The organism is Nocardia sp. NPDC050799 (assembly GCF_040654015.1).
In the GTDB taxonomy this organism is placed as follows: Bacteria; Actinomycetota; Actinomycetes; order Mycobacteriales; family Mycobacteriaceae; genus Nocardia.
This window is the reverse complement of the sequence record NZ_JBFAHF010000010.1, coordinates 133,472-151,994: the sequence shown is the minus strand read 5'-3', so window position 1 is coordinate 151,994 and position 18,523 is coordinate 133,472. Positions and strand designations below refer to the sequence as shown.

The following is an 18,523-nucleotide window of genomic DNA, read 5'->3' as shown; positions in this document are numbered from 1 at the left end:
GGGTAGCGAACCGGAGAACACCGGCCCGGACACGGGTCCTGTCGCGGCGGCGGGTACCGCGCCACGGATCGCGCCGGACGTGGAGGTTACAACGGATCCCACAATTCCCACCGGGTCCACGGATCCCGGCGCCCCGCGACCGGTGCTGCTGGTGATCGCCGATTCACTGTCCTATTTCGGCCCCGAAGGGGGTCTGCCGGCCGATCATCCCCGTATCTGGCCGAATCTGGTGGCGGCCGAACTCGATTGGGATGTCGAACTCGTCGCCCGGATCGGCTGGACCTGCCGGGACGCCTACTGGGCGCTGATCGGTGACCCGCGGGTCTGGGCGGCTGTCCCGCGAGCCGGTGCCGTGGTCTTCGCGGTGGGCGGCATGGATTCGCTCCCCTCACCGTTGCCCACCGCACTACGGGAACTGATCCGCTATGTGCGGCCGTCGGGTCTGCGCCGGGTGGTGCGCTCGGCATACCAGTGGATCCAGCCCCGCGCCGCGAAACTCGGCCGTCCGGTGGCCCTTCCGCCCGAGGTGAGCGTGGACTATCTGGAGCAGTGCCGGACGGCGCTGGGCCAGCTCCGCCCCGAGCTGCCCGTTGTCGCGGTGCTGCCGTCGGTGCACGACTGCGCGGCCTACGGCCGGGTGCACAGCGGCCGCGAACCGGCGGTGCGCGCCCTGCAGGCCTGGTCGCGACGGCGCGGAGTCCCGCTGGTGGATCTGAAGGCGGCGGTCCACGACAACATCTACTCCGGCGATGCCAACCCCGACGGGATCCACTGGGGTTGGGACGGGCACACCGAGGTCGCCAAGGCGATGGTGAAAACGCTGCAAGAGGTCGGGTGAGACGTGGCGGTCGTGGTCGTCACCGATTCGTCCGCCAGCCTGCCCGCGGAGCTGATCGGCGAGCTGGGTATCGAGGTGGTGCCCCTGCACGTGCTGGTGGGGGATACGCAGATCCGGGAGGGTGTCGACGAATTCGCCGTCGACTACGGCGCCGATGACGTCACCACGTCGGCGCCGTCGCCGGGTGAACTGCGCGAGGCCTATACCGAGGCGCTGCGGCGCAGCCGCGGCGACGGTGTGGTCGCGGTGCATCTGTCCCGGCAGCTCTCGGCGACCTGGGAGGCGGGCCGGCAGGCCGTCCGGGATATGGACGCCGCGGAGTCGGTGCTGCTGGTGGATTCGCTCGGCGCGGGTCTGGCGACCGGCTTCCCGGTACTGGCCGCCGCGCGGTGCGCGGCCGCCGGCGGCACGCTCGCGGCCGTGTACGAGGCCGCGGTGCGGGCGGCGGCGGGATCCCGCACGTTCTTCGTGGTGAATCGCACCGAGCAACTGCGTCGCGGGGGACGGCTCAGTACAGCGGCGAGTTTCTTCGGCAGCGAGCTGGTCAGCAAACCGGTATTGCAACTGGTGCAGGGGCGGCTGGAGTTGCGGGACAAGGTGCGTACCCGGTCGAAGGCGTTCGCGAAGCTGGTGGCGGCCGCCGAGGAGGCCGCCGGGGCGGGGCCGGCCGCGGTGGGGGTGCAGCATCTGGCCGCCGCCGAGGCCGCCGAGACGGTGACGAGCCAACTGCGCGAACGTCTTCCGCAGGTCGCCGAGGTTCACATCGCCGAATTCGGGCCGGCACTGGCCGTCCATCTCGGGGTCGGCGCGGTCGGGGTACTGGTACTCCCCGGCGGATGCGGCTGACCGGCCGCGGTATCCACCACGGCCGCCGTTCATCCACAGGCCGGAGTTGTCCACAGGGCTGTCGAAATTCCAGGTGGGTCCGGGTTTTCGGTGTTCGGCCGGGCCTAGCGTCGCGGGCATGGCACCACACGACGAGCGCGAACGGGTACGCAGACAACTGGGCGGCCACCTCGGAGAGGTACCGCGGGACGACCAGGAGGGCCGGGCACGTCCGTGGCCGGAATCCACGTTCGCCGAAGCCGATGCCGTACGTACCCCTCGCTGGCTGGACGACGAACCCGCCCGGCCCGGCTGGCGGGACCGCCTGATCCCCGATCGGTTCCGGGGCGCACGCCTGGACAGCGGCCGGCGCGGGGTGGTGGCCATGGCGGGTATCGGCCTGCTCGCCGGGCTGCTGACGGTCGTGATGGTGCTGTGGGACCGTCCGGTCGCGCAATCGGTTCCCCCGCTACCCGCGGTGGCGACGGCCGCGCTGCCGGTGGATTTCCCGGCAGCCGGGCCGGCGCCTCGCGCGGCGGAGCCGGCGCCGACCGGAGCACAGGCCGCCGAACTGGTGGTGAGCGTGGTGGGTCTGGTGAACCGGGCCGGTCTGGTGCGGTTGCCACCCGGCGCCAGAGTCGCCGACGCGATCTCGGCGGCGGGCGGTGCGCTCGACGGCGCGGACCTGGCGGGTCTGAACCTGGCCCAGCGGCTGGCCGACGGCGACCAGGTCCGGGTGGGTCCCGGCGAACCCGGCGGACCGCTACCGGGCAGCACGACGATCAGCGGCGGTTCCGCGGCATCCCCGCCCGCCGCCGGTACGAACGGTGGCGGGGCCGCAGCAGGTACACCGGTGGATCTGAACGCCGCTACCGAAGCCGAGCTCGACGCACTGCCCGGAGTCGGGCCGGTGACCGCGAAAGCGATCATCGCCTGGCGCGAAACCAACGGGCGGTTCACCGATGTGGAGCAGCTGGCCGAGGTGGACGGTATCGGTCCGGCCCGGCTGGCGCGGTTGCGCGAACTGGTGACGGTATGAAGGCGCTGCCCACGCGGGTGCGCGGCGCGGGTGCGGAACCGAGGCCGAGGCCGGGTCTCGATCCGGGTTGCGGCGCGATCCCGATACGTGGTCGGCGCTACGCGCAAATGGTCCGCGGTCGGCGAACCGGACGCCGGCCGGGCGGTCGTGAACCACACCCGCGGCACCTACCCGGCGGCGCGGAGTTCGGAGTCCGGTCCGGGCGGTGGGGCCGCACCCGGCGAACGGGCGCGGTCCGCACCGTAGGGGCCGCCCTCATCGATGACTTCACCGGCCGCCCTGTTGTCCGCGGCCGAGGCCGGCGGCTGCTCTGGCAGGTCGTGCGGATATTCGCGCAGGTGTGCCGGTGAGCGCGTCCCCGGACACCGAACTCCGGCGACGAGCAGCGGGACCGAAAGATGATGCGGCGGGCGCGGATACGGTGCTGGACGCGCGTTTGCTGCCGGCCGCGCTGACCTGCTGGCTCGTCACCGTCCTCGCGGTCGGCGCCGGCTGGGTCACCGGGGTGGTCGTCGGGCTCGCGCTGGCCGTGCTCGCCTTGATGTCCTGGGCACTGCTGTGGACCGGGATCACCCACCGCAGCGAACGCCGCCGTGTCGTGGCGACCGTGGTGCTGGGTGCCGCGCTGATCGGTTCGGCGTTCGCCTGCGCCGGCGCGTGGCGGGAGCACCGGGTCGGCGCTCATCCGCTGCGCTCGGTGCCGGCCGCGGCGACGGTCGAGGTGGTGATGGTGCCGGGGGACGACCCGAAACCGGTGCGCAGCAGTGGGTCCGGGCGCGGACGGCTCTGGGTGGTGCGCGGCGAACTCCGGGAGTTCCGCTATCGCGACCAGGTGGTACGCGGTGGTGGTGCGGTGGTCGTGCTGGCTGCGGGACCGACCTGGGCGGAATTACTGCCGGGGCAGCCGATCGAATTCCGGGCCCGGCCCGCGCCCCCGCGCAGTCACGATCTGACGGTGGCGACCCTGCGGCCGGTGGATGAACCGGCCATCGCGGGCCCGCTGCCGTGGTGGCAGGCGGCCGCCGACTCGGTGCGTTCGAATCTGGTCGCGGCAGCCGGCCGGGCACTCGCACCGGAGGCGGCGGGACTGCTGCCCGCGCTCGTCGCCGGAGATACCTCGGCGCTGAGTGACCGGGTGCACGACGACTTCGTCGCCGCGGGCCTCCAGCACCTGACGGTTGTCAGCGGGGCGAACTTCTCGATCCTGCTCACCGCGGTGCTCGCCACCACCCGCCTGCTCACCCTCGGTCCGCGTCTGTCGCTGCTCTGTGCCGCGGTGGCGCTGGTGTCGTTCGTGATCATCGCCCGGCCCGACCCCAGCGTGCTGCGTGCCGCGGCCATGGGATCGGTGACGCTACTGGCCTTGCTGACCGGCCGCCGCAAACAGGCCCTGCCCGCCCTCTGCACCGCGGTGATCGCCTTGCTGGCGCTACGGCCCGCGCTCGCCGTTCAGGCCGGGTTCGCGCTCTCGGTCCTCGCGACCGGTGCTCTGCTCCTGCTCGCCCCCAGCTGGGCCGATCATCTGCGGGCCCGCGGCTGGTGGCGGCTACCCGCCGAACTGGTCGCGGTGGCGGCCGCGGCCTTCGTTGTCACCACACCACTCACCATCGCGATATCCGGGCAGCTCAGCCTGGTGGCCGTGGCCGCCAACATTCTCGTGGCCCCGGTGGTCGCTCCGATCACCATCGGCGGAGCCCTGGCGGCCGTGGCGGCCACCTGCTGGGACCCACTCGCGCACCTCGTCCTGCGGCCGATCGGGCCGCCGATGTGGTGGCTGCTCACCGTGGCGACCGAGGCGGCCGCCGTACCGGGCGCGGTCGTCACGGTCCCCGGCGGTACACCGGGCGGCATGCTCGCCGCCGTGGTCGTGGCCGGTGGAATCGCGGCCCTGCGGTGGACCCGCATCCGGCGCGTGCTGTCGGCCGTATCCTTCGGCGTTCTCGCCGCGTACCTGCTACTGGTCTTCGGGTTCGGCTGATCAGCCATTCCCGGGGCCGGCCGGGACCCTTCCCGCGGACCAGTGGCCGGCCGGATCCCGGGTGTGGGTATCGGCCGGCCACCGTGCGCGGCAGCTCGAACGGCAGCGGCGCGTCGCCGCCCGGCAGGCGAAACTCGCCGCGGACCGCCCGGTGGTCGTCGCCACGGCCACCGGGGTGCCGAACCGGATCGATGACGAGATTGCCGGGCGAGTGGACGCAATCGTCATACGCTCGACGACAGGCCGGCCCCGGCCGGGGACGACCGCGCCGGCGGCGCAGCCGACCGAGTACTTCGATCTGCCGGCAGTCTGCCCCTGCGGGATCTCGAGGGCCCTCGACTCTGCACCGCCCGGGCTGCGGCCGGTGGTCGGAGGTCGGCCGTACGATCGGAGCCGTGAGCGAGCGACCTGCGGCCCTGCATCTGGTGCTGGGCGATGAGGAACTGCTGATCCAGCGCGCGGTGGCCGGAGTCACCGGTCAGGTGCGGGCGGTCGCGCCGGACCCGGACGCGGTCCCGGTGGACCGGTTGCGGGCCGGTGATGCCGGCAGCGCGGAGTTGGCGGAACTGCTGAGCCCCTCGTTGTTCGCCGAAGACCGGGTGATCATTCTGGAGGCGGCGGATCAGGCCGGTAAGGACGCCGTCGCGGTGATCTCCGAAGCCGCCGCGGCACCACCCGAGGGAGTGGTGCTGATGGTGGTGCACTCCGGTGGGGGGCGCGCCAAGGCCATGGTGCCCGAATTGCGGAAGGCCGGGGCGGTGGTGCACGAATGCGCGAAGCTCACCAAGGCCTCGGAGCGGTCCGAATTCGTCCGGTCCGAATTCCGGGGCGCCGGGGCGCGGGTGTCGGCGGATGTGGTGCAGGCCGTACTCGACGCGGTCGGTTCGGAACTGCGTGAACTGGCGGCGGCCTGCTCGCAGCTGGTCGCCGATACCGGGGGGAACCTCGATGTCGCGGCGGTCCGCCGGTACTACTCCGGCAAGGCCGAGGTGTCCGGTTTCGAGGTCGCGGACCTGACCGTGGCCGGGAACCGGGCGGGCGCGGTGGAGGCGCTGCGCTGGGCGCAGGACCGGGGGGTGCCGCATGTGGTGCTGGCCGACGCACTGGCCGATTCCGTGCACACCATCGCGAAGGTGGGCTCCGCAGGGCGCGGGGACCCGTTCAAACTGGCGGGTCCGCTGGGTATGCCGCCGTGGAAGGTGAAGAAGGCCCAGTCGCAGGCCCGGGGCTGGACTCCGGCCACGATCGGGTCGGCGCTCCAGGTCGTGGCGACGCTGAACGCTGATGTCAAAGGTGGCGCCGCCGATTCCGGGTTCGCGCTCGAGGACGCCGTACTGAAGCTGCTCGCCCTGCACGGGCGCAGCTGACGGGGCCGGCGAACGACCGCGGGTGGATGGTCGCTATTCGACCGCGCTGAGCCCCAGCGCTTCCTCGGCGGCTTCGTCGTAGCGGCCGTCCCACTCCTCGTAGACGGGGGTCTCCTCGTCCCGGGTGACCATCCAGACCACCACCGGACCGCCGTCGTCGTCGGCCGGGACCAGCACGTTCTCGATCCTGACACCGATACCGAGGACTTCGGCGGCCCGGATCACACCGGGCAGATCCTCGGCTTGGACTACCGATTGGTTCGCATACACCGTAACCATGCGCCGCATGCTACGGCAGGAAGTGGACAACCGGATCGGCGCCATCCGGGAACGGCCGGAAAAGCCGCGCTGACCGGGCGCCGGGAACACCAAAAGCCGCCGTGGTCCTCAATGCCGCGGCGGCCGGTCGTCGAAAGAAATCAGTTGATCAGAGCTTGTTCAGCGCGGTCGCCATCGCCGACTTCTTGTTGGCGGCCTGGTTGGCGTGGATCACGCCCTTGGAGGCGGCCTTGTCGAGCTTGCGGCTCACCACACGGAGGCGCTCGGCGGCGGCTTCCTTGTCACCGGTCGCGGCGGCGGTCCGGAAGGCGCGGATATGGGTGCGCAGTTCGGACTTAACCGACTGGTTGCGCTGACGCGCCACCTCGTTGGTGCGGATCCGCTTGATCTGGGACTTGATATTGGCCACGCCGGTATCCTCTGGTTCCTGTTTGGTTCGGTCGGAAAGTCTGTGTGCACCCCCGCCCTGGTGCTCGTCCACCGAAGGGAACAGCCGGGCACGGGGTAGGCAACGCCGATTGGCCAGGTTACCAGCACGTGGCGGCGCGACGAAATCGTGGGCGGATCGTCACATCGCGGGCTTGGGCCCGCCGGGTGTGGCGCCGGCCTCCGGTCTGTCCCTGCTGCTCCGGGTCGACGCCATCGGACCGGTTTCCGGGTGTCATGTGAATCCGGCCGGCACCGTGGGGCAGTGCCTGATGGGCCGATTGTCGCCGGTCAGCGCGGTGGGTTACCTCGTCGTTCAGGTGCTGGGCGCGCTGGTGTACGGGATGCTCTTCGGCCGCTCCCGGGACCTGGAGGTCTGACCGGACGCCCGTCAGCTCCAGCGGTATTCGCGGACGAGCCGGTGGGCGACCAGGTCGAACAGTTTGCGCGGCAGGATGGCGCCCTCACGGCGGATACCGTCCTCGGGGACATCGAGCACCCGGTCCAGCCGGACCCAGCTGTCCCGGCCCTGGTGATCCCAGGTGCCCGCGCCGATGCCGATCCAGTCGGGATCCTCGCCGCGCACCGGGTTGGAGCTGAGCATGAGTCCGAGCAGCGTGTGCCCGTCGCGTCCGACGACCAGCACCGGACGGTCCTTGCCGTTGCTCGGATCCTCTTCGAAGGGGACCCAGGTCCAGACGATCTCGCCGGGGTCGGCGCGGCCGTCCAGCCGGGGGGCGTACACGACGCGTCGCGCGCGGTGGGCGGTCGGTACCGGGGTGGAGGCGGCGGGCCGTACCGGGACGCCGCCGGGCGCGGCGGGACGGCGGCCGCGGCCCGAACCGTCGCGGGCGCCCCGGCGGTCGAGCAGGGCCTCGACCAGTCGCGGCGCCTGCCGCTTGACGATCTTCGGACCCTGGTGTTTCGCGATCGCGGTGAGTTGCTTGCCGAGACTGTTCCAACTTCGGGCCATGCCAGGAGGATAACGTCACGGCGCCGCCGGGGATATCGCCTCCGGTGGGCCGCGGCGGGACCTGGGCGGCGGCGGGCGGGGTCCAGCATGGGACGATGGTCGGCAGTACGCCCGATACCCCATGAGGAGTGGAGTGCCCGCCAGCTTCGCCGATACGACGTTCACCGATCCGTCGCGGATCCGGAACTTCTGCATCATCGCGCACATCGATCACGGCAAGTCGACGCTGGCCGACCGGATGCTGCAGCTCACCGGTGTCGTGGACGACCGGCAGATGCGCGCGCAGTACCTGGACCGGATGGATATCGAGCGGGAACGCGGTATCACCATCAAGGCCCAGAATGTGCGGCTGCCGTGGATACCGCGGTCCGGGGAGCACGAGGGCGAGAATTTCGTCCTGCATCTGATCGATACGCCGGGCCACGTGGACTTCACCTACGAGGTGTCGCGGGCGCTGGAGGCCTGTGAGGGTGCGATCCTGCTGGTCGATGCCGCGCAGGGGATCGAAGCACAGACCCTCGCGAATCTGTACCTGGCGCTGGACAAGGACCTGGAGATCATCCCGGTCCTGAACAAGATCGACCTGCCGGCCGCCGATCCGGAGCGTTACGCGGCCGAACTCGCCCATATCGTCGGTTGCGAGCCCGAGGATGTGCTGCGCGTTTCCGGGAAGACCGGGGTGGGCGTGATCGAACTGCTGGATCGGGTGATCGAGCGGGTTCCGGCACCGGTCGGGGACGCGGATGCCCCCGCTCGGGCGATGATTTTCGACTCGGTCTACGACACCTACCGCGGCGTGGTCACCTACGTCCGGGTCGTGGACGGCAAGCTGACACCGCGCGAGAAGATCAAGATGATGTCCACCGGTGCGACCCACGAGTTGCTCGAGATCGGCATCGTCTCACCGGAACCCAAGCCCACCCAGGGCCTCGGGGTCGGGGAGGTCGGCTATCTGATCACCGGTGTGAAGGATGTCCGGCAGTCGAAGGTCGGCGATACCGTGACCGCCGCCCGCAACGGCGCGATCGAACCGCTCACCGGCTACCGCGAACCGCGTCCGATGGTCTACTCGGGGCTGTATCCGGTGGACGGGTCGGACTACCCGGATCTGCGCGACGCGCTGGACAAACTCCAGCTCAATGATGCCGCTCTCACCTACGATCCGGAGACCTCCGTGGCGCTCGGGTTCGGTTTCCGCTGCGGGTTCCTGGGTTTGTTGCATATGGAGATCACCCGGGAGCGCCTGCAACGCGAATTCGGTCTCGACCTGATCTCCACCGCGCCGAACGTGGTCTACCGGGTGGTGATGGAAGACGGCACGGAACATACCGTGACGAATCCGTCGTACTGGCCGGAAGGCAAGGTGCGTGACGTCTTCGAGCCGGTCGTCAAGGTCACCATCATCTCGCCGAGTGAATTCATCGGCGCCATCATGGAGTTGTGCCAGTCGCGGCGCGGCGATCTCGGCGGGATGGACTACCTGTCGGAGACCCGCGTCGAGCTGCGCTACACCCTGCCGCTGGCCGAGATCATCTTCGATTTCTTCGATTCGTTGAAATCGCGGACCCGCGGCTACGCCTCACTCGACTACGAGGAGTCCGGGGAACAGGAATCGCAGCTTGTCAAGGTGGATATTCTGCTGCAGGGCGAGGCGGTCGACGCGTTCAGTGCCATCGTGCACCGCGACGCCGCCCAGGCCTACGGGCACAAGATGACCACCAAACTGCGCGAATTGATCCCGCGTCAGCAGTTCGAGGTGCCGATCCAGGCGGCCATCGGGTCCAAGATCATCGCCCGCGAGAACATCCGCGCCATCCGCAAGGACGTGCTGGCCAAGTGCTATGGCGGTGACATCAGCCGTAAGCGCAAACTGCTGGAGAAGCAGAAAGAGGGCAAGAAGCGGATGAAGACGATCGGCCGGGTCGACGTCCCGCAGGAAGCCTTTGTCGCGGCGCTGTCCTCGGACGCGCAATCCGATAAGCCGAAGGACAAGAAGTAGCGGTCCACCCTCCCCGCTCGCGGGAACATCGCTGTGCGTTAGCCGGATCTGCTCCGCGCCTCCACCCGGCCTACGGAATCGGGCTGATAACAAAAATGTGACAGCCGCAGATGTCGACAATAGGCTATGAGCGGATCCGCGCCGGGGCGGCCCCGGCGTGGTTGCTGTTGAACGCGAGAGTGGAGTTTGGAATGGCGCGTGATCTGCCGTTCGACGGCGACGAAGAGGTCACCGAACGCGGTGGCGACACCGCCTATCGCATTGCCAGCGCCACATCGCGAGTCGCGCGTGGCGGTGCCTATGTGACCGGCGGCGCGCTGATCGCGAACAATGGCGGCGGAATCCCCGCGCCGCCCAGTGAACTGGACAGCCGTAACGCCGGCTGGGCCTACAGTGCCGATCCCGATCCCGATGTCCCCAGTCCGGTGATCACCTTCCCGGATCCGGATCCCGTGCAGCCCGAGGCACCGGGCTCCGCCGGTGACGCGAGCACAACCATGCCGCTCCCGCACGGCCCGACATTCGATATCCAGGTCGGCCGCCCCGGCGATTTCGATTTCGACGACTACTACCCGGGTGTCCACACCGAGGACATCCCCGGACTGGCGCTGGTACCCGGCTCGCCCGAGGGCGGTGCGCCCGGTGCCGATTACATGCCGGGCACCGGGGTACCCGAATCCAAGATCCCGGGTATGCCCGAGTTCGGCGCGCCGGATCCGGGTCTGCCGCCGAACAATATCCCGGGTTTCGACGGTATCCCCGGATGGGGACAGGGATTTCCGCTGCCCGGTAACGAAGGTTTCGGTGCCCCGGGCGAATTCGAGCTGCCGGCACCGGGCGACGCGTTGCAGACCGATATCTTCGACCTGCCCCGATTCGACCTGAGTCCCGATACCTCGGCGCAGGCGGTGGCGCGCAGTGCCGACGACGGCGACTGGGGTTTCGACCTCTCCGATCTCCTCGCGCGCCCGGCCGGTGATCCGGCGTCCGGCTGGTACGGCGAGGGCGGTCCGACCGGCGAGTTGGTCATCGACTACGGGGCCGACGGCGGGTTCGTCTTCGCCGACGGGTTCGGTCATGCGGTGGCAGTCGATTCCCATATGGGACTCGATATCTCGGCGGGCGCCGACGGGTTCTGGGTCGCCAGCGATTGGGATCTCGATATCACCGTCGGTGACGGCAGCCTGCTCGACGATCGGCTCGATCAGTACCTCGACTGGGCCCAGTCCGGCACCGCCGCGTCCGATTCGTGGCAGTCCGCCGGCCGCGATCCGCTGGACGCCGCCGCGCGGGCGGACGCGGGTGCGGCGGCCGCGGCTCGCGGAGCCGACTCCGGTATCGCGGCCGGGGCGGATGCCGCGGTTCCCGGTGTCGCGCCCGGCGCCGGTGCGGCCTCCGGCGCCGCGGCGTCGACCGGCGCCGGGGCAGCGATGGCCCCGGGCGTCGCGGCTCCCGGGCCGATCCCGGGCGCGGCGATGGCCCCGGGCCCCGTCGCACCCGGGCCGATCGCTCCGGCTCCGATGGCCGCGGCTCCGATCGCGCCGGCTCCGATGGCTCCCGCGCCCGTCCCGCCGCCGGTCGTCGTACCGGCTGCCATGGCACCGGCGGTGCAACCGGTCGCGGCGACCCCGCTGCAGACCACGGTTCAGCCCGATGCGGCGACCACGCCGATGGCCAATGTCCTCCATGCGCCGGCGGGACCGTCGCCGCTCACCGCGCCCGCCGCGCAGCTCCCGGATCTGTTCCACCGGCCGCCACCGGCGCCGACACCGGACCCGCAGCCGCCGGCCGAGCCGGTCCTGCCCGGGCCCTCCACCCCGGTCGTGCCGACCACCACCGCGCCGACGACCACCGGCGACGCCACGTCCACCACCGGCCCCGCGACCACCGGCCCGGACGGCAGTACGACCACGTCCCCGGACGGCAGCACCACGGTGGGAGGTAGCACCACACCGTCGATCGGCGGGAGTGCCGGTACTTCTCCGGACGGTTCGACCACCTCGCCGGAAACCACCACCGGCACCGGGGGCCCGTCCACCGGCACCACGTCGCCGGAAACCACCACCTCCGAGGGCGGATCCACCGGCAGTACCGGCGAATCGACCGGCGCCACCACCACGGGCCCGGGCTCCTCTACCGGCGAGACCGCGACCGGCGGTACCACCACCGACCCGATCGGCGGAACCAGCCCGAATGACCCGGGCACGGGTGATCAGACACCGGACGGAACCCCGTCCACGGTGGATGTCCCCACCCAGCAGGTGCCCACCGCGGATCAACCGCCGGCCACGGTGCCCACCGTGAGCGTGCCGACCCAGCAGCCGGTGCTACCGGATGTCCCGGCGCCGGTGGCGCCGCATCCGTTGCCGACACCGCTCCCGGTGGCACCCCAGGTGCAGCCGATCGCCGATCACGGTTCGCCGGTTCCGTACGATGTGCACGCGGTGGCCGTCACGCCGCATACCGAACACACCGCGTTCGGTATCGCGGGCGGTGGCCTGACCGGTGATCTGTCCGGCGGATTGCTGCCACATACAGTGGCGGTGACCGAGGACCCGATTGCCGATCACGGCCACTGGGTATTCATGTGACGGTTCACGACCGGCGGGGGGTGCTGTCCGGTCGTACGGGGGGTGATTCGACCGAACTCGGTCGATGACGGGATGTTGTGACCGACAGTGAGGAGCAGGGCTTGTCTGCCGTAGCCGGACCGCGGGCCGCCACGGTGAAGAACCCGGATGTGATGGCCCCCCTCATCCAGATCATCGATGAGCTGCGGGATGTATCACGCACCGCGAGTCGTAACGACCTACGGGGCCGGCTCGGGATGGTGCGTGCCCGGGTGGCCGATACGAGGGTGCGGCTGGTAGTGGTCGGTCCGCCGAAGAGCGGGATGAGCACCCTGGTCAACACCATGGCGGGGGCACCGATCAGCGCCACCGACAGCGCGATCAGCGTGCCCGCGATCGTGGAGTACGGCCCGGAACCCTCCGCCACTCTCATCCGCCGCGAGGGCGGCGGGCGGATCCGGCGGCAGCCCGTCGATCCGCTGAATCCGGCTCCGGCGCTCACGGCCAAGGGGGTGATCCGGGCCGATTTCACCCAGCCCAGTCCCTTGCTGGCCGAGGGGATCGTGCTGATGGACGCGCCCGGCGCTTCCGGGCAGGAACGCAGCACCTGGTCGATGATCGCCGCCGCCGACGCCGTGCTCTACGTGAGCGATGCGGACAACGAGTACAGCCGGGAGCAGATCGCGCATCTGCACCGGATCGGGCAGGTGTGCCCCACGGTGATCTGCGTGCTCAACAAGATCGACCGCAACCCGCACTGGACGCATGTGCAGGAACGCAACCGCGAACTGCTCGACGCCGCCGGACTGGGTTTCGCGGTGGCGCCGGTTTCGGCCACCATCCATCAGGAGGCGCAACAGTCGGGCGATCAGCAGCGGGCGATCGAATCGGGTCTGCCGCAACTGATCGAACATCTGCGCGACTACGTGGTCGCCCACGCCGACGCGGCGGCCGTACAGTCCGCGGTGCGCGATATCCGGCTGGTCGGCGACCATCTCGGTGTCACGCTGCGCACCGAGGCCGACGCGCTCCGTGATCCGCGCCGCCGGGCACATGTGACCCAGCAGCTGGCGACTGCCCGCGACCAGGCCGACCAGCTGCGCCAGCGCACCGCGACCTGGCAGATCACGCTCGCCGACGGCAGCACCGAACTCATGGCCGATATCGAACACGATCTCCGGCACCGGCTGCGGATCCTGGTGCGCGACGCCGAAACCGAGATTTCGCGTACCGACCCGGCGGCCCGCTGGGCGCGCTTCGGCACCGACCTGGAGGCCAGGATCGCCGAGGCGATCGCGGAGAATTTCGACACGGCCAACTATCGCGCCGAGGAACTGGGTGAACAGGTGGCCGCGCGGTTCCCCGCCGACCACCGCCGCCCGGATCTGCCCGATATCCGTCCGCAGTATCCCGCCGAGCTGCTGGAGAACGTCGCGCCGCTGGAGCCGCTGCAGAGCGCCAAAGCCGGTGTCACCGAGCAGTTCTTGACCGCGCTGCGCGGTTCCTACGGCGGTATCCTGATGGTCGGCCTGGCCACCAGTCTGCTCGGCATGTCCCTGGTGAACTGGTATTCGGCCGGCGCCGGCATCCTGCTCGGTCTGCATGCGCTGTGGGAGGACCGGCGCACCCGCCGGCAGCGGCGGCAGGCCGAGGCCAAGGTGGCGCTGGCGCGTCTGATGGACGATGTGGTGTTCCAGGTCGGCAAGGAATCCCGGACCCGCCTGCGTGAGGTACAGCGGGTGTTGCGGGATCATTTCACCGATATAGCCACCGACGCATTGCGTACCGCGGACGAGGCGCTGCGGGTCGCCGAGGAAGCGGGCGCCCAGTACGGCGATCGGGGTGCGGAGCGGCTCGCCCGGTTGGACAGCGAGCTGGGTAAATTGCGCGACCTGCGGCAGCAGGCCGACAGTTTCGTCGCCGCCTGACCGGGCCCGATCAGCGCCGGGGGCGGCTGCGCCACGGGGTGCCGCCGGTCTTGTTGTGCGCCGGGCGGAATGTTCCGGCCTCCTGGGAGCCCTCGGCCCGGATCAGGTGGGTAACCGCGTTGATCAGCGCGAGGTGGGTGAACGCCTGTGGGAAGTTGCCCAGATGCCGGCCGGTGGACGGGTCGATCTCCTCGGCGTAGAGCTTGAGCGGGCTGGCATGGGTGAGCAGCCGTTCGCACAGTCTGCGGGCGCGGCCGATGTCGCCGATCTCCACCAGCGCCGAGACCAGCCAGAACGAGCAGATGGTGAAGCTGCCCTCGGGGCTGACCTGCCCGTCGTCGGTGGTCTCGTTGCGGTAGCGCAGTACCAGGCCGTTTTCCGTGAGCTCCTCGGCGATGCCGAGCACGGTCGCGCGGACCCGCCGGTCGTCCGGGGGCAGGAACCGGGTGAGTACCACCAGCAGCAGGGAGGCGTCGAGGGTGGTGCCGCCGTACACCTGGGTGAAGCGACCGCGGTCGTCCACGCCGTGGGCCAGCACATCGGCCCGGATCTCCTCGGCGATCCGATGCCATTCCTGGGCGATATGCGCCTGACCGTGCAGTTCCGCGATTCGCGCACCGCGGTCCAGCGCCACCCAGCACATCACCTTCGAGGAGGTGAAATGCTGGGGTTCGCCGCGGACCTCCCAGAGGCTGCGGTCGGGTTCGCGCCAGTGGTCGATGGCGGCGCCGACCTGGCGTTCCAGCATGGGCCACAGCGTTTCCGGTACGTGCTGACGGGATTTCACGTGCAGGTAGACCGCGTCGAGCATGGTGCCCCAGATATCGTGCTGCTCCTGGTTGTAGGCGCCGTTACCGATCCGGACCGGCCGGGCGTTGCCGTACCCGGACAGGTGATCGAGGGTGCGTTCGGTGAGCTCGCGTTCCCCGCCGATCCCGTACAGCACCTGCAGGGGTACCGCCTCGCCGTCGGGTCCGGTGGTGGCGTCGTGCAGGAAGGCGAAGAAATCGTCGGCTTCGCGGTCGAGGCCCAGGGTGTACAGACCCCACAGGGCGAAACTGGCATCGCGCACCCAGGAGTACCGGTAGTCCCAGTTGCGCTCCCCGCCCGGTGACTCGGGCAGCGAGGTGGTGGCGGCGGCCATGAGTGCGCCGGTGGGGGCGTAGGTGAGGCCCTTCAGCGTGAGGGCGCTGCGTTGCAGATAGCGACGCCAGGGATGGTCCGGGAAGTCACCGAGGGTGATCCACTGCCGCCAGCAGTCGATGGTGGTCCACATCTTCTCGGCGGCTTCGGCGAAGGTCTGCGGTGCGGGCAGCTCCGTCCAGGTCAGCGCGACATAGGCGCAGTCGCCCTCGGTCATCCGGGTCCGCGCCCGGGCCTCGCGGCCTTCCAGGCCCAGGCGCAGATCGGTGGTGAGCACCAGGGTGGGCCCGGCCGTGGGGTCGGCGGCACAGACCGCGGAGGCCTCCTCGTACACCTTGCCCGTGTACTCCCAGGTGGCCGGGGCCCGATGGTAGTCGAACGACGGTTCACAGCTCAGTTCGAGTTCGACCGTGCCGCTGACGCATTTGACCGTGCGCAGCAGCATATGGGCGGCATCCCAATCGGTCGGCGTGCGGCGACGGGTGCGGCTGCGCTGTTCGGTGTTGTGCCACGGACCCAGCACCAGCGCGTCCCGGACGATCAACCAGCCCGTTTCGGTCTGCCAGGTGGTCTCCAGGATCATTCCGCCGGGCAGATAGCGGCGGGCGGCGGGCACGGTGCGCCCGTAGGGGCCCAGGCGGAAATGGCCGGCACTGCGATCCAGGATGGCGCCGAAAACACTCGGTGAATCCGGGCGTGGGACACACATCCACTCGACCGAGCCGTTGCTGGCGATCAGACAGGTGGTTTCGCAGTCGGACAGGAAGGCATAGTCGTCGATGACCGGGAAATTGCTCTGCGGCAGCTTGGTCTCCGGCGGAAGGGCCGGGAAAGTGCCCGGTTTCCCGTCGGCCGACGGCGCGTGCTCGGGACTCGGCATACCCCATCATGGGTCGCGCGGCCCCGAGCCGTCCACCAGGGCTCAGCCGACGCGCCGGATCCGGGCGAGCCAGGCGGCGAGCTCCACCTTGCCGGCGGCGTCGGTTGTGAGGTCCCCGGCCCGGTCGGCGACCGTCTCGGTGATCCGGCCGTAGTAATGGTCGGGCCGCAGGTCCTCGACCTCCCAGCCCGGGCCGGTGAACGAGTCGCGGATCATCGCCGCGCCGATCCGCGGACCGAACCCGGGCTCGGTATCCGAGAGCGCCAGAATGTGCACATACCCGCCCGGCGCACACAGCCGGTGCAGTGTCCGGACGTAGTCGGCCCGGGCCCCGTCGTCGGAGACGAACACGTGGAACAGCGCACTGTCGACGATCGTGTCGAAGGTGCCGAGCGGGTTGTCGTCGGCATCGGCGAGCGCGACCATATCGGCCACGTCGAACCGCGCGGCCGGCACCTCCTTGGCCGCGGCGTTGCGGCGGGCGTAGGCGACCGCGCTCGGGGAGAGATCCACGCCGAGCACGTCGTAGCCCAGGGCGGTGAGCGCGATGGTGTGCTCACCGGCGCCCGCGCCGGGGTCCAGCACGCGGCCGCGGATCCGGCCGGCCCGTTCCAGTTCGACGATCGCGGGCTGCGGTTCGCCGATGATCCACGGCGCGGTGTCGTTGTCGTAGGCGGAGTTCCATACCTCTGGTGCCTGTGTCATGACCCCAGCCTGCAATCTCGAGTCGGGTTGAGGTCAAGGCGCGGGTCGGGGTGGTCACCGTGCGGTGTTCTACGCTGGTCGCCGTGGAGCGTATTGCCGACTGGTGGGACGGGTTCGAGATGTGGGTGGCGGGTCTGCCGTTCATCCCTCAGTTCCTCGTGGTGCTGGTGGGCATGGTGCCGATCAGTTTCGCGATCGCCTACCTGATCGACCGGCTCCTGCACGTGGCGGGCGTCGCGCTGGGCCGCGACGACGCCGACGGGGACCGCGACGCCGGAAACGAGGTGTGCTGATGCCGCGCTCACGGGTGCAGATCGCGCTGCTGGCGCTGCTGGTGCTGGTGATCGTCGCCTGGCTGTTCACCCGGTGAGGCGGGTTGTCGGGCGCGCCGGTGCCCGGGCCGTACCGGGCGGGCGCGGGTTCGGCGAGCGGGCCGGCACGCATATCGGCCGACCGGTGCCTCGCCTGCTGGCGGTGCTGGTCGCGGTGCCGCTGCTGCTGGCCGGGTGTGCCGGGGGATCCAGTGACGAGGTCGGCGGCGGCGGGGCCGACGGTAGCGGCGGAACCGTCGACCTGTACGCCTACGCCATCCCCAAGTCCGGTTACGACGAGGTGATCCCGGAGTTCAACGAGACCGAGGTGGGCGAGGGCGTGGAGGTGCGCCAGTCCTACGGCGCGTCGGGGGACCAGTCCCGCAAGATCGCGCGCGGCGCGCCTGCCGATGTGGTGAGTTTCTCCCTCGAACCCGACATCACCCGCTTGGTCGACGCCGGACTGGTGGATCCCGACTGGAACGCCGACGCCACCCGCGGGGTGCCCTTCGGCTCGGTGGTGGCGCTGGTGGTGCGTGCCGGGAATCCGAAGAACATCCGGACCTGGGACGATCTGCTGCGCCCCGATGTCGAGGTGGTGACCCCCAACCCGTTCAGTTCCGGTTCCGCGAAATGGAACCTGCTCGCCCCCTACGCCGCGGCCAGCGCGGGCGGGCAGAACCCGCAGGCGGGGGTGGACTACCTGAACCAGATGCTGACCCATGTGCGCGTGCAGCCGAAATCGGGGCGGGAGGCCACCGAGGCATTCCTGCAGGGCACCGGCGATGTGCTGATCAGCTACGAGAACGAGGCGATCTTCGCCGAACGGCACGGCGACCCGGTCGAGCACATCGTGCCGGAGAACACCTTCAAGATCGAGAACCCGGTCGCGGTGCTCACCCATGCCCGGCATCCGGAGAAGGCGGTCGCCTTCCGCGACTTCCTCTATACGACCGAAGCGCAGCGTGCCTGGGCCGACGCGGGCTTCCGTCCGGTCGATCCGGGAGTGGCCGCCGAGTACACCGACGTCTTCCCACAGCCGCCCACCCTGTACACCGTCGCCGACCTCGGTGGCTGGGAGATGGTGGAAACGGCACTGTTCGCGCCCGAGTCCGGCACCATCGCCGTCGCCTACGACAACGCGACCGAGTAGCCGGGTGACCCGGCCCACACGCGATACTCGATACTCGTGACCGATCGCAGCACCGCCACCGAACCCGCGCCCGCCGGCGGCGTCGGCCCGGACGTGTACACCCGCCGGC

The 18,523-nt window shown here is 70.3% G+C and carries 16 protein-coding genes; 11 read left to right on the top strand and 5 right to left on the bottom strand.

Annotated elements, in window-relative coordinates:
* Positions 1 to 103 precede the first annotated feature (103 nt).
* From octT to holA, 5 genes are all read left to right on the top strand, one after another.
* Entirely contained in the window at positions 104 to 838 is a 735-nt protein-coding gene (gene octT / locus AB0H42_RS13155; protein WP_357054537.1) for a diglucosylglycerate octanoyltransferase, read from the top strand.
* 3 nt (positions 839 to 841) lie between these two features.
* Entirely contained in the window at positions 842 to 1,684 is an 843-nt protein-coding gene (locus tag AB0H42_RS13150; RefSeq protein ID WP_357054364.1) for a DegV family protein, read from the top strand.
* 118 nt (positions 1,685 to 1,802) lie between these two features.
* Positions 1,803 to 2,702: a ComEA family DNA-binding protein gene (locus AB0H42_RS13145; RefSeq protein WP_357054361.1), complete on the top strand. Its 900-nt coding sequence runs from the start codon at positions 1,803 to 1,805 to the stop codon at positions 2,700 to 2,702.
* 346 nt (positions 2,703 to 3,048) lie between these two features.
* Positions 3,049 to 4,680, top strand: coding sequence for a ComEC/Rec2 family competence protein (locus AB0H42_RS13140; RefSeq protein WP_357054358.1), 1,632 nt, complete (start codon positions 3,049 to 3,051; stop codon positions 4,678 to 4,680).
* Positions 4,681 to 5,075: 395 nt separating this feature from the next.
* Positions 5,076 to 6,047: a DNA polymerase III subunit delta gene (gene holA, locus AB0H42_RS13135; protein ID WP_357054355.1), complete on the top strand. Its 972-nt coding sequence runs from the start codon at positions 5,076 to 5,078 to the stop codon at positions 6,045 to 6,047.
* Between the two features lie 33 nt (positions 6,048 to 6,080).
* Here the strand turns inward: holA and AB0H42_RS13130 are convergent, their stop codons facing one another.
* Both AB0H42_RS13130 and rpsT read right to left on the bottom strand, forming a co-directional pair.
* Positions 6,081 to 6,326: a hypothetical protein gene (locus AB0H42_RS13130; protein ID WP_030523189.1), complete on the bottom strand. Its 246-nt coding sequence runs from the start codon at positions 6,324 to 6,326 to the stop codon at positions 6,081 to 6,083.
* Positions 6,327 to 6,474: 148 nt separating this feature from the next.
* Complete coding sequence (gene rpsT / locus AB0H42_RS13125) at positions 6,475 to 6,735, bottom strand: 30S ribosomal protein S20 (protein WP_357054352.1); 261 nt, start codon at positions 6,733 to 6,735, stop codon at positions 6,475 to 6,477.
* A 109-nt stretch (positions 6,736 to 6,844) separates the two neighbouring features.
* Between rpsT and AB0H42_RS13120 the strand changes: the two genes are divergently transcribed.
* Entirely contained in the window at positions 6,845 to 7,132 is a 288-nt protein-coding gene (locus AB0H42_RS13120) for an aquaporin (protein ID WP_357054349.1), read from the top strand.
* Positions 7,133 to 7,143: 11 nt separating this feature from the next.
* Here the strand turns inward: AB0H42_RS13120 and AB0H42_RS13115 are convergent, their stop codons facing one another.
* Entirely contained in the window at positions 7,144 to 7,725 is a 582-nt protein-coding gene (locus AB0H42_RS13115) for a type II toxin-antitoxin system PemK/MazF family toxin (protein WP_357054346.1), read from the bottom strand.
* 121 nt (positions 7,726 to 7,846) lie between these two features.
* Between AB0H42_RS13115 and lepA the strand changes: the two genes are divergently transcribed.
* The 3 genes from lepA to AB0H42_RS13100 all read left to right on the top strand — a co-directional run bounded on the left by lepA (position 7,847) and on the right by AB0H42_RS13100 (position 14,222).
* Positions 7,847 to 9,724: a translation elongation factor 4 gene (gene lepA / locus AB0H42_RS13110; protein WP_357054343.1), complete on the top strand. Its 1,878-nt coding sequence runs from the start codon at positions 7,847 to 7,849 to the stop codon at positions 9,722 to 9,724.
* 191 nt (positions 9,725 to 9,915) lie between these two features.
* Complete coding sequence (locus AB0H42_RS13105; protein WP_357054340.1) at positions 9,916 to 12,315, top strand: hypothetical protein; 2,400 nt, start codon at positions 9,916 to 9,918, stop codon at positions 12,313 to 12,315.
* Positions 12,316 to 12,416: 101 nt separating this feature from the next.
* Positions 12,417 to 14,222 (top strand): dynamin family protein, encoded by a 1,806-nt coding sequence (locus tag AB0H42_RS13100; protein ID WP_357054336.1) that lies wholly within the window; start codon positions 12,417 to 12,419, stop codon positions 14,220 to 14,222.
* Positions 14,223 to 14,232: 10 nt separating this feature from the next.
* On the opposite strand, the gene AB0H42_RS13095 is transcribed toward AB0H42_RS13100, so the two are convergent.
* A complete protein-coding gene (locus tag AB0H42_RS13095; RefSeq protein ID WP_357054333.1) occupies positions 14,233 to 16,245 on the bottom strand; it encodes a glycoside hydrolase family 15 protein in 2,013 nt (670 codons plus the stop codon).
* A 42-nt stretch (positions 16,246 to 16,287) separates the two neighbouring features.
* On the bottom strand, positions 16,288 to 16,950 hold the full coding sequence (locus AB0H42_RS13090) for a class I SAM-dependent methyltransferase (RefSeq protein WP_357054330.1): 663 nt from the start codon (positions 16,948 to 16,950) through the stop codon (positions 16,288 to 16,290).
* A gap of 83 nt (positions 16,951 to 17,033) precedes the next feature.
* Here AB0H42_RS13090 and AB0H42_RS13085 point away from each other — a divergent pair, with 83 nt between their 5' ends.
* Both AB0H42_RS13085 and AB0H42_RS13080 read left to right on the top strand, forming a co-directional pair.
* Positions 17,034 to 17,243, top strand: a complete 210-nt coding sequence (locus AB0H42_RS13085) for a hypothetical protein (RefSeq protein WP_030523180.1) — start codon at positions 17,034 to 17,036, stop codon at positions 17,241 to 17,243.
* A gap of 163 nt (positions 17,244 to 17,406) precedes the next feature.
* A complete protein-coding gene (locus tag AB0H42_RS13080) occupies positions 17,407 to 18,414 on the top strand; it encodes a sulfate ABC transporter substrate-binding protein (protein WP_357054326.1) in 1,008 nt (335 codons plus the stop codon).
* Positions 18,415 to 18,523 lie beyond the last annotated feature (109 nt).

Excerpts from the sequence above, each read along its gene's own strand:
- AB0H42_RS13145 (WP_357054361.1), top strand. The coding sequence starts at position 1,803 with ATGGCACCACACGACGAGCGCGAACGGGTACGCAGACAACTGGGCGGC.
- AB0H42_RS13130 (WP_030523189.1), bottom strand. The coding sequence starts at position 6,326 with ATGGTTACGGTGTATGCGAACCAATCGGTAGTCCAAGCCGAGGATCTG.
- lepA (WP_357054343.1), top strand. The coding sequence starts at position 7,847 with ATGAGGAGTGGAGTGCCCGCCAGCTTCGCCGATACGACGTTCACCGAT.
- AB0H42_RS13090 (WP_357054330.1), bottom strand. The coding sequence starts at position 16,950 with ATGACACAGGCACCAGAGGTATGGAACTCCGCCTACGACAACGACACC.
- AB0H42_RS13105 (WP_357054340.1), top strand. The coding sequence starts at position 9,916 with ATGGCGCGTGATCTGCCGTTCGACGGCGACGAAGAGGTCACCGAACGC.
- AB0H42_RS13115 (WP_357054346.1), bottom strand. The coding sequence starts at position 7,725 with ATGGCCCGAAGTTGGAACAGTCTCGGCAAGCAACTCACCGCGATCGCG.
- AB0H42_RS13095 (WP_357054333.1), bottom strand. The coding sequence starts at position 16,245 with ATGCCGAGTCCCGAGCACGCGCCGTCGGCCGACGGGAAACCGGGCACT.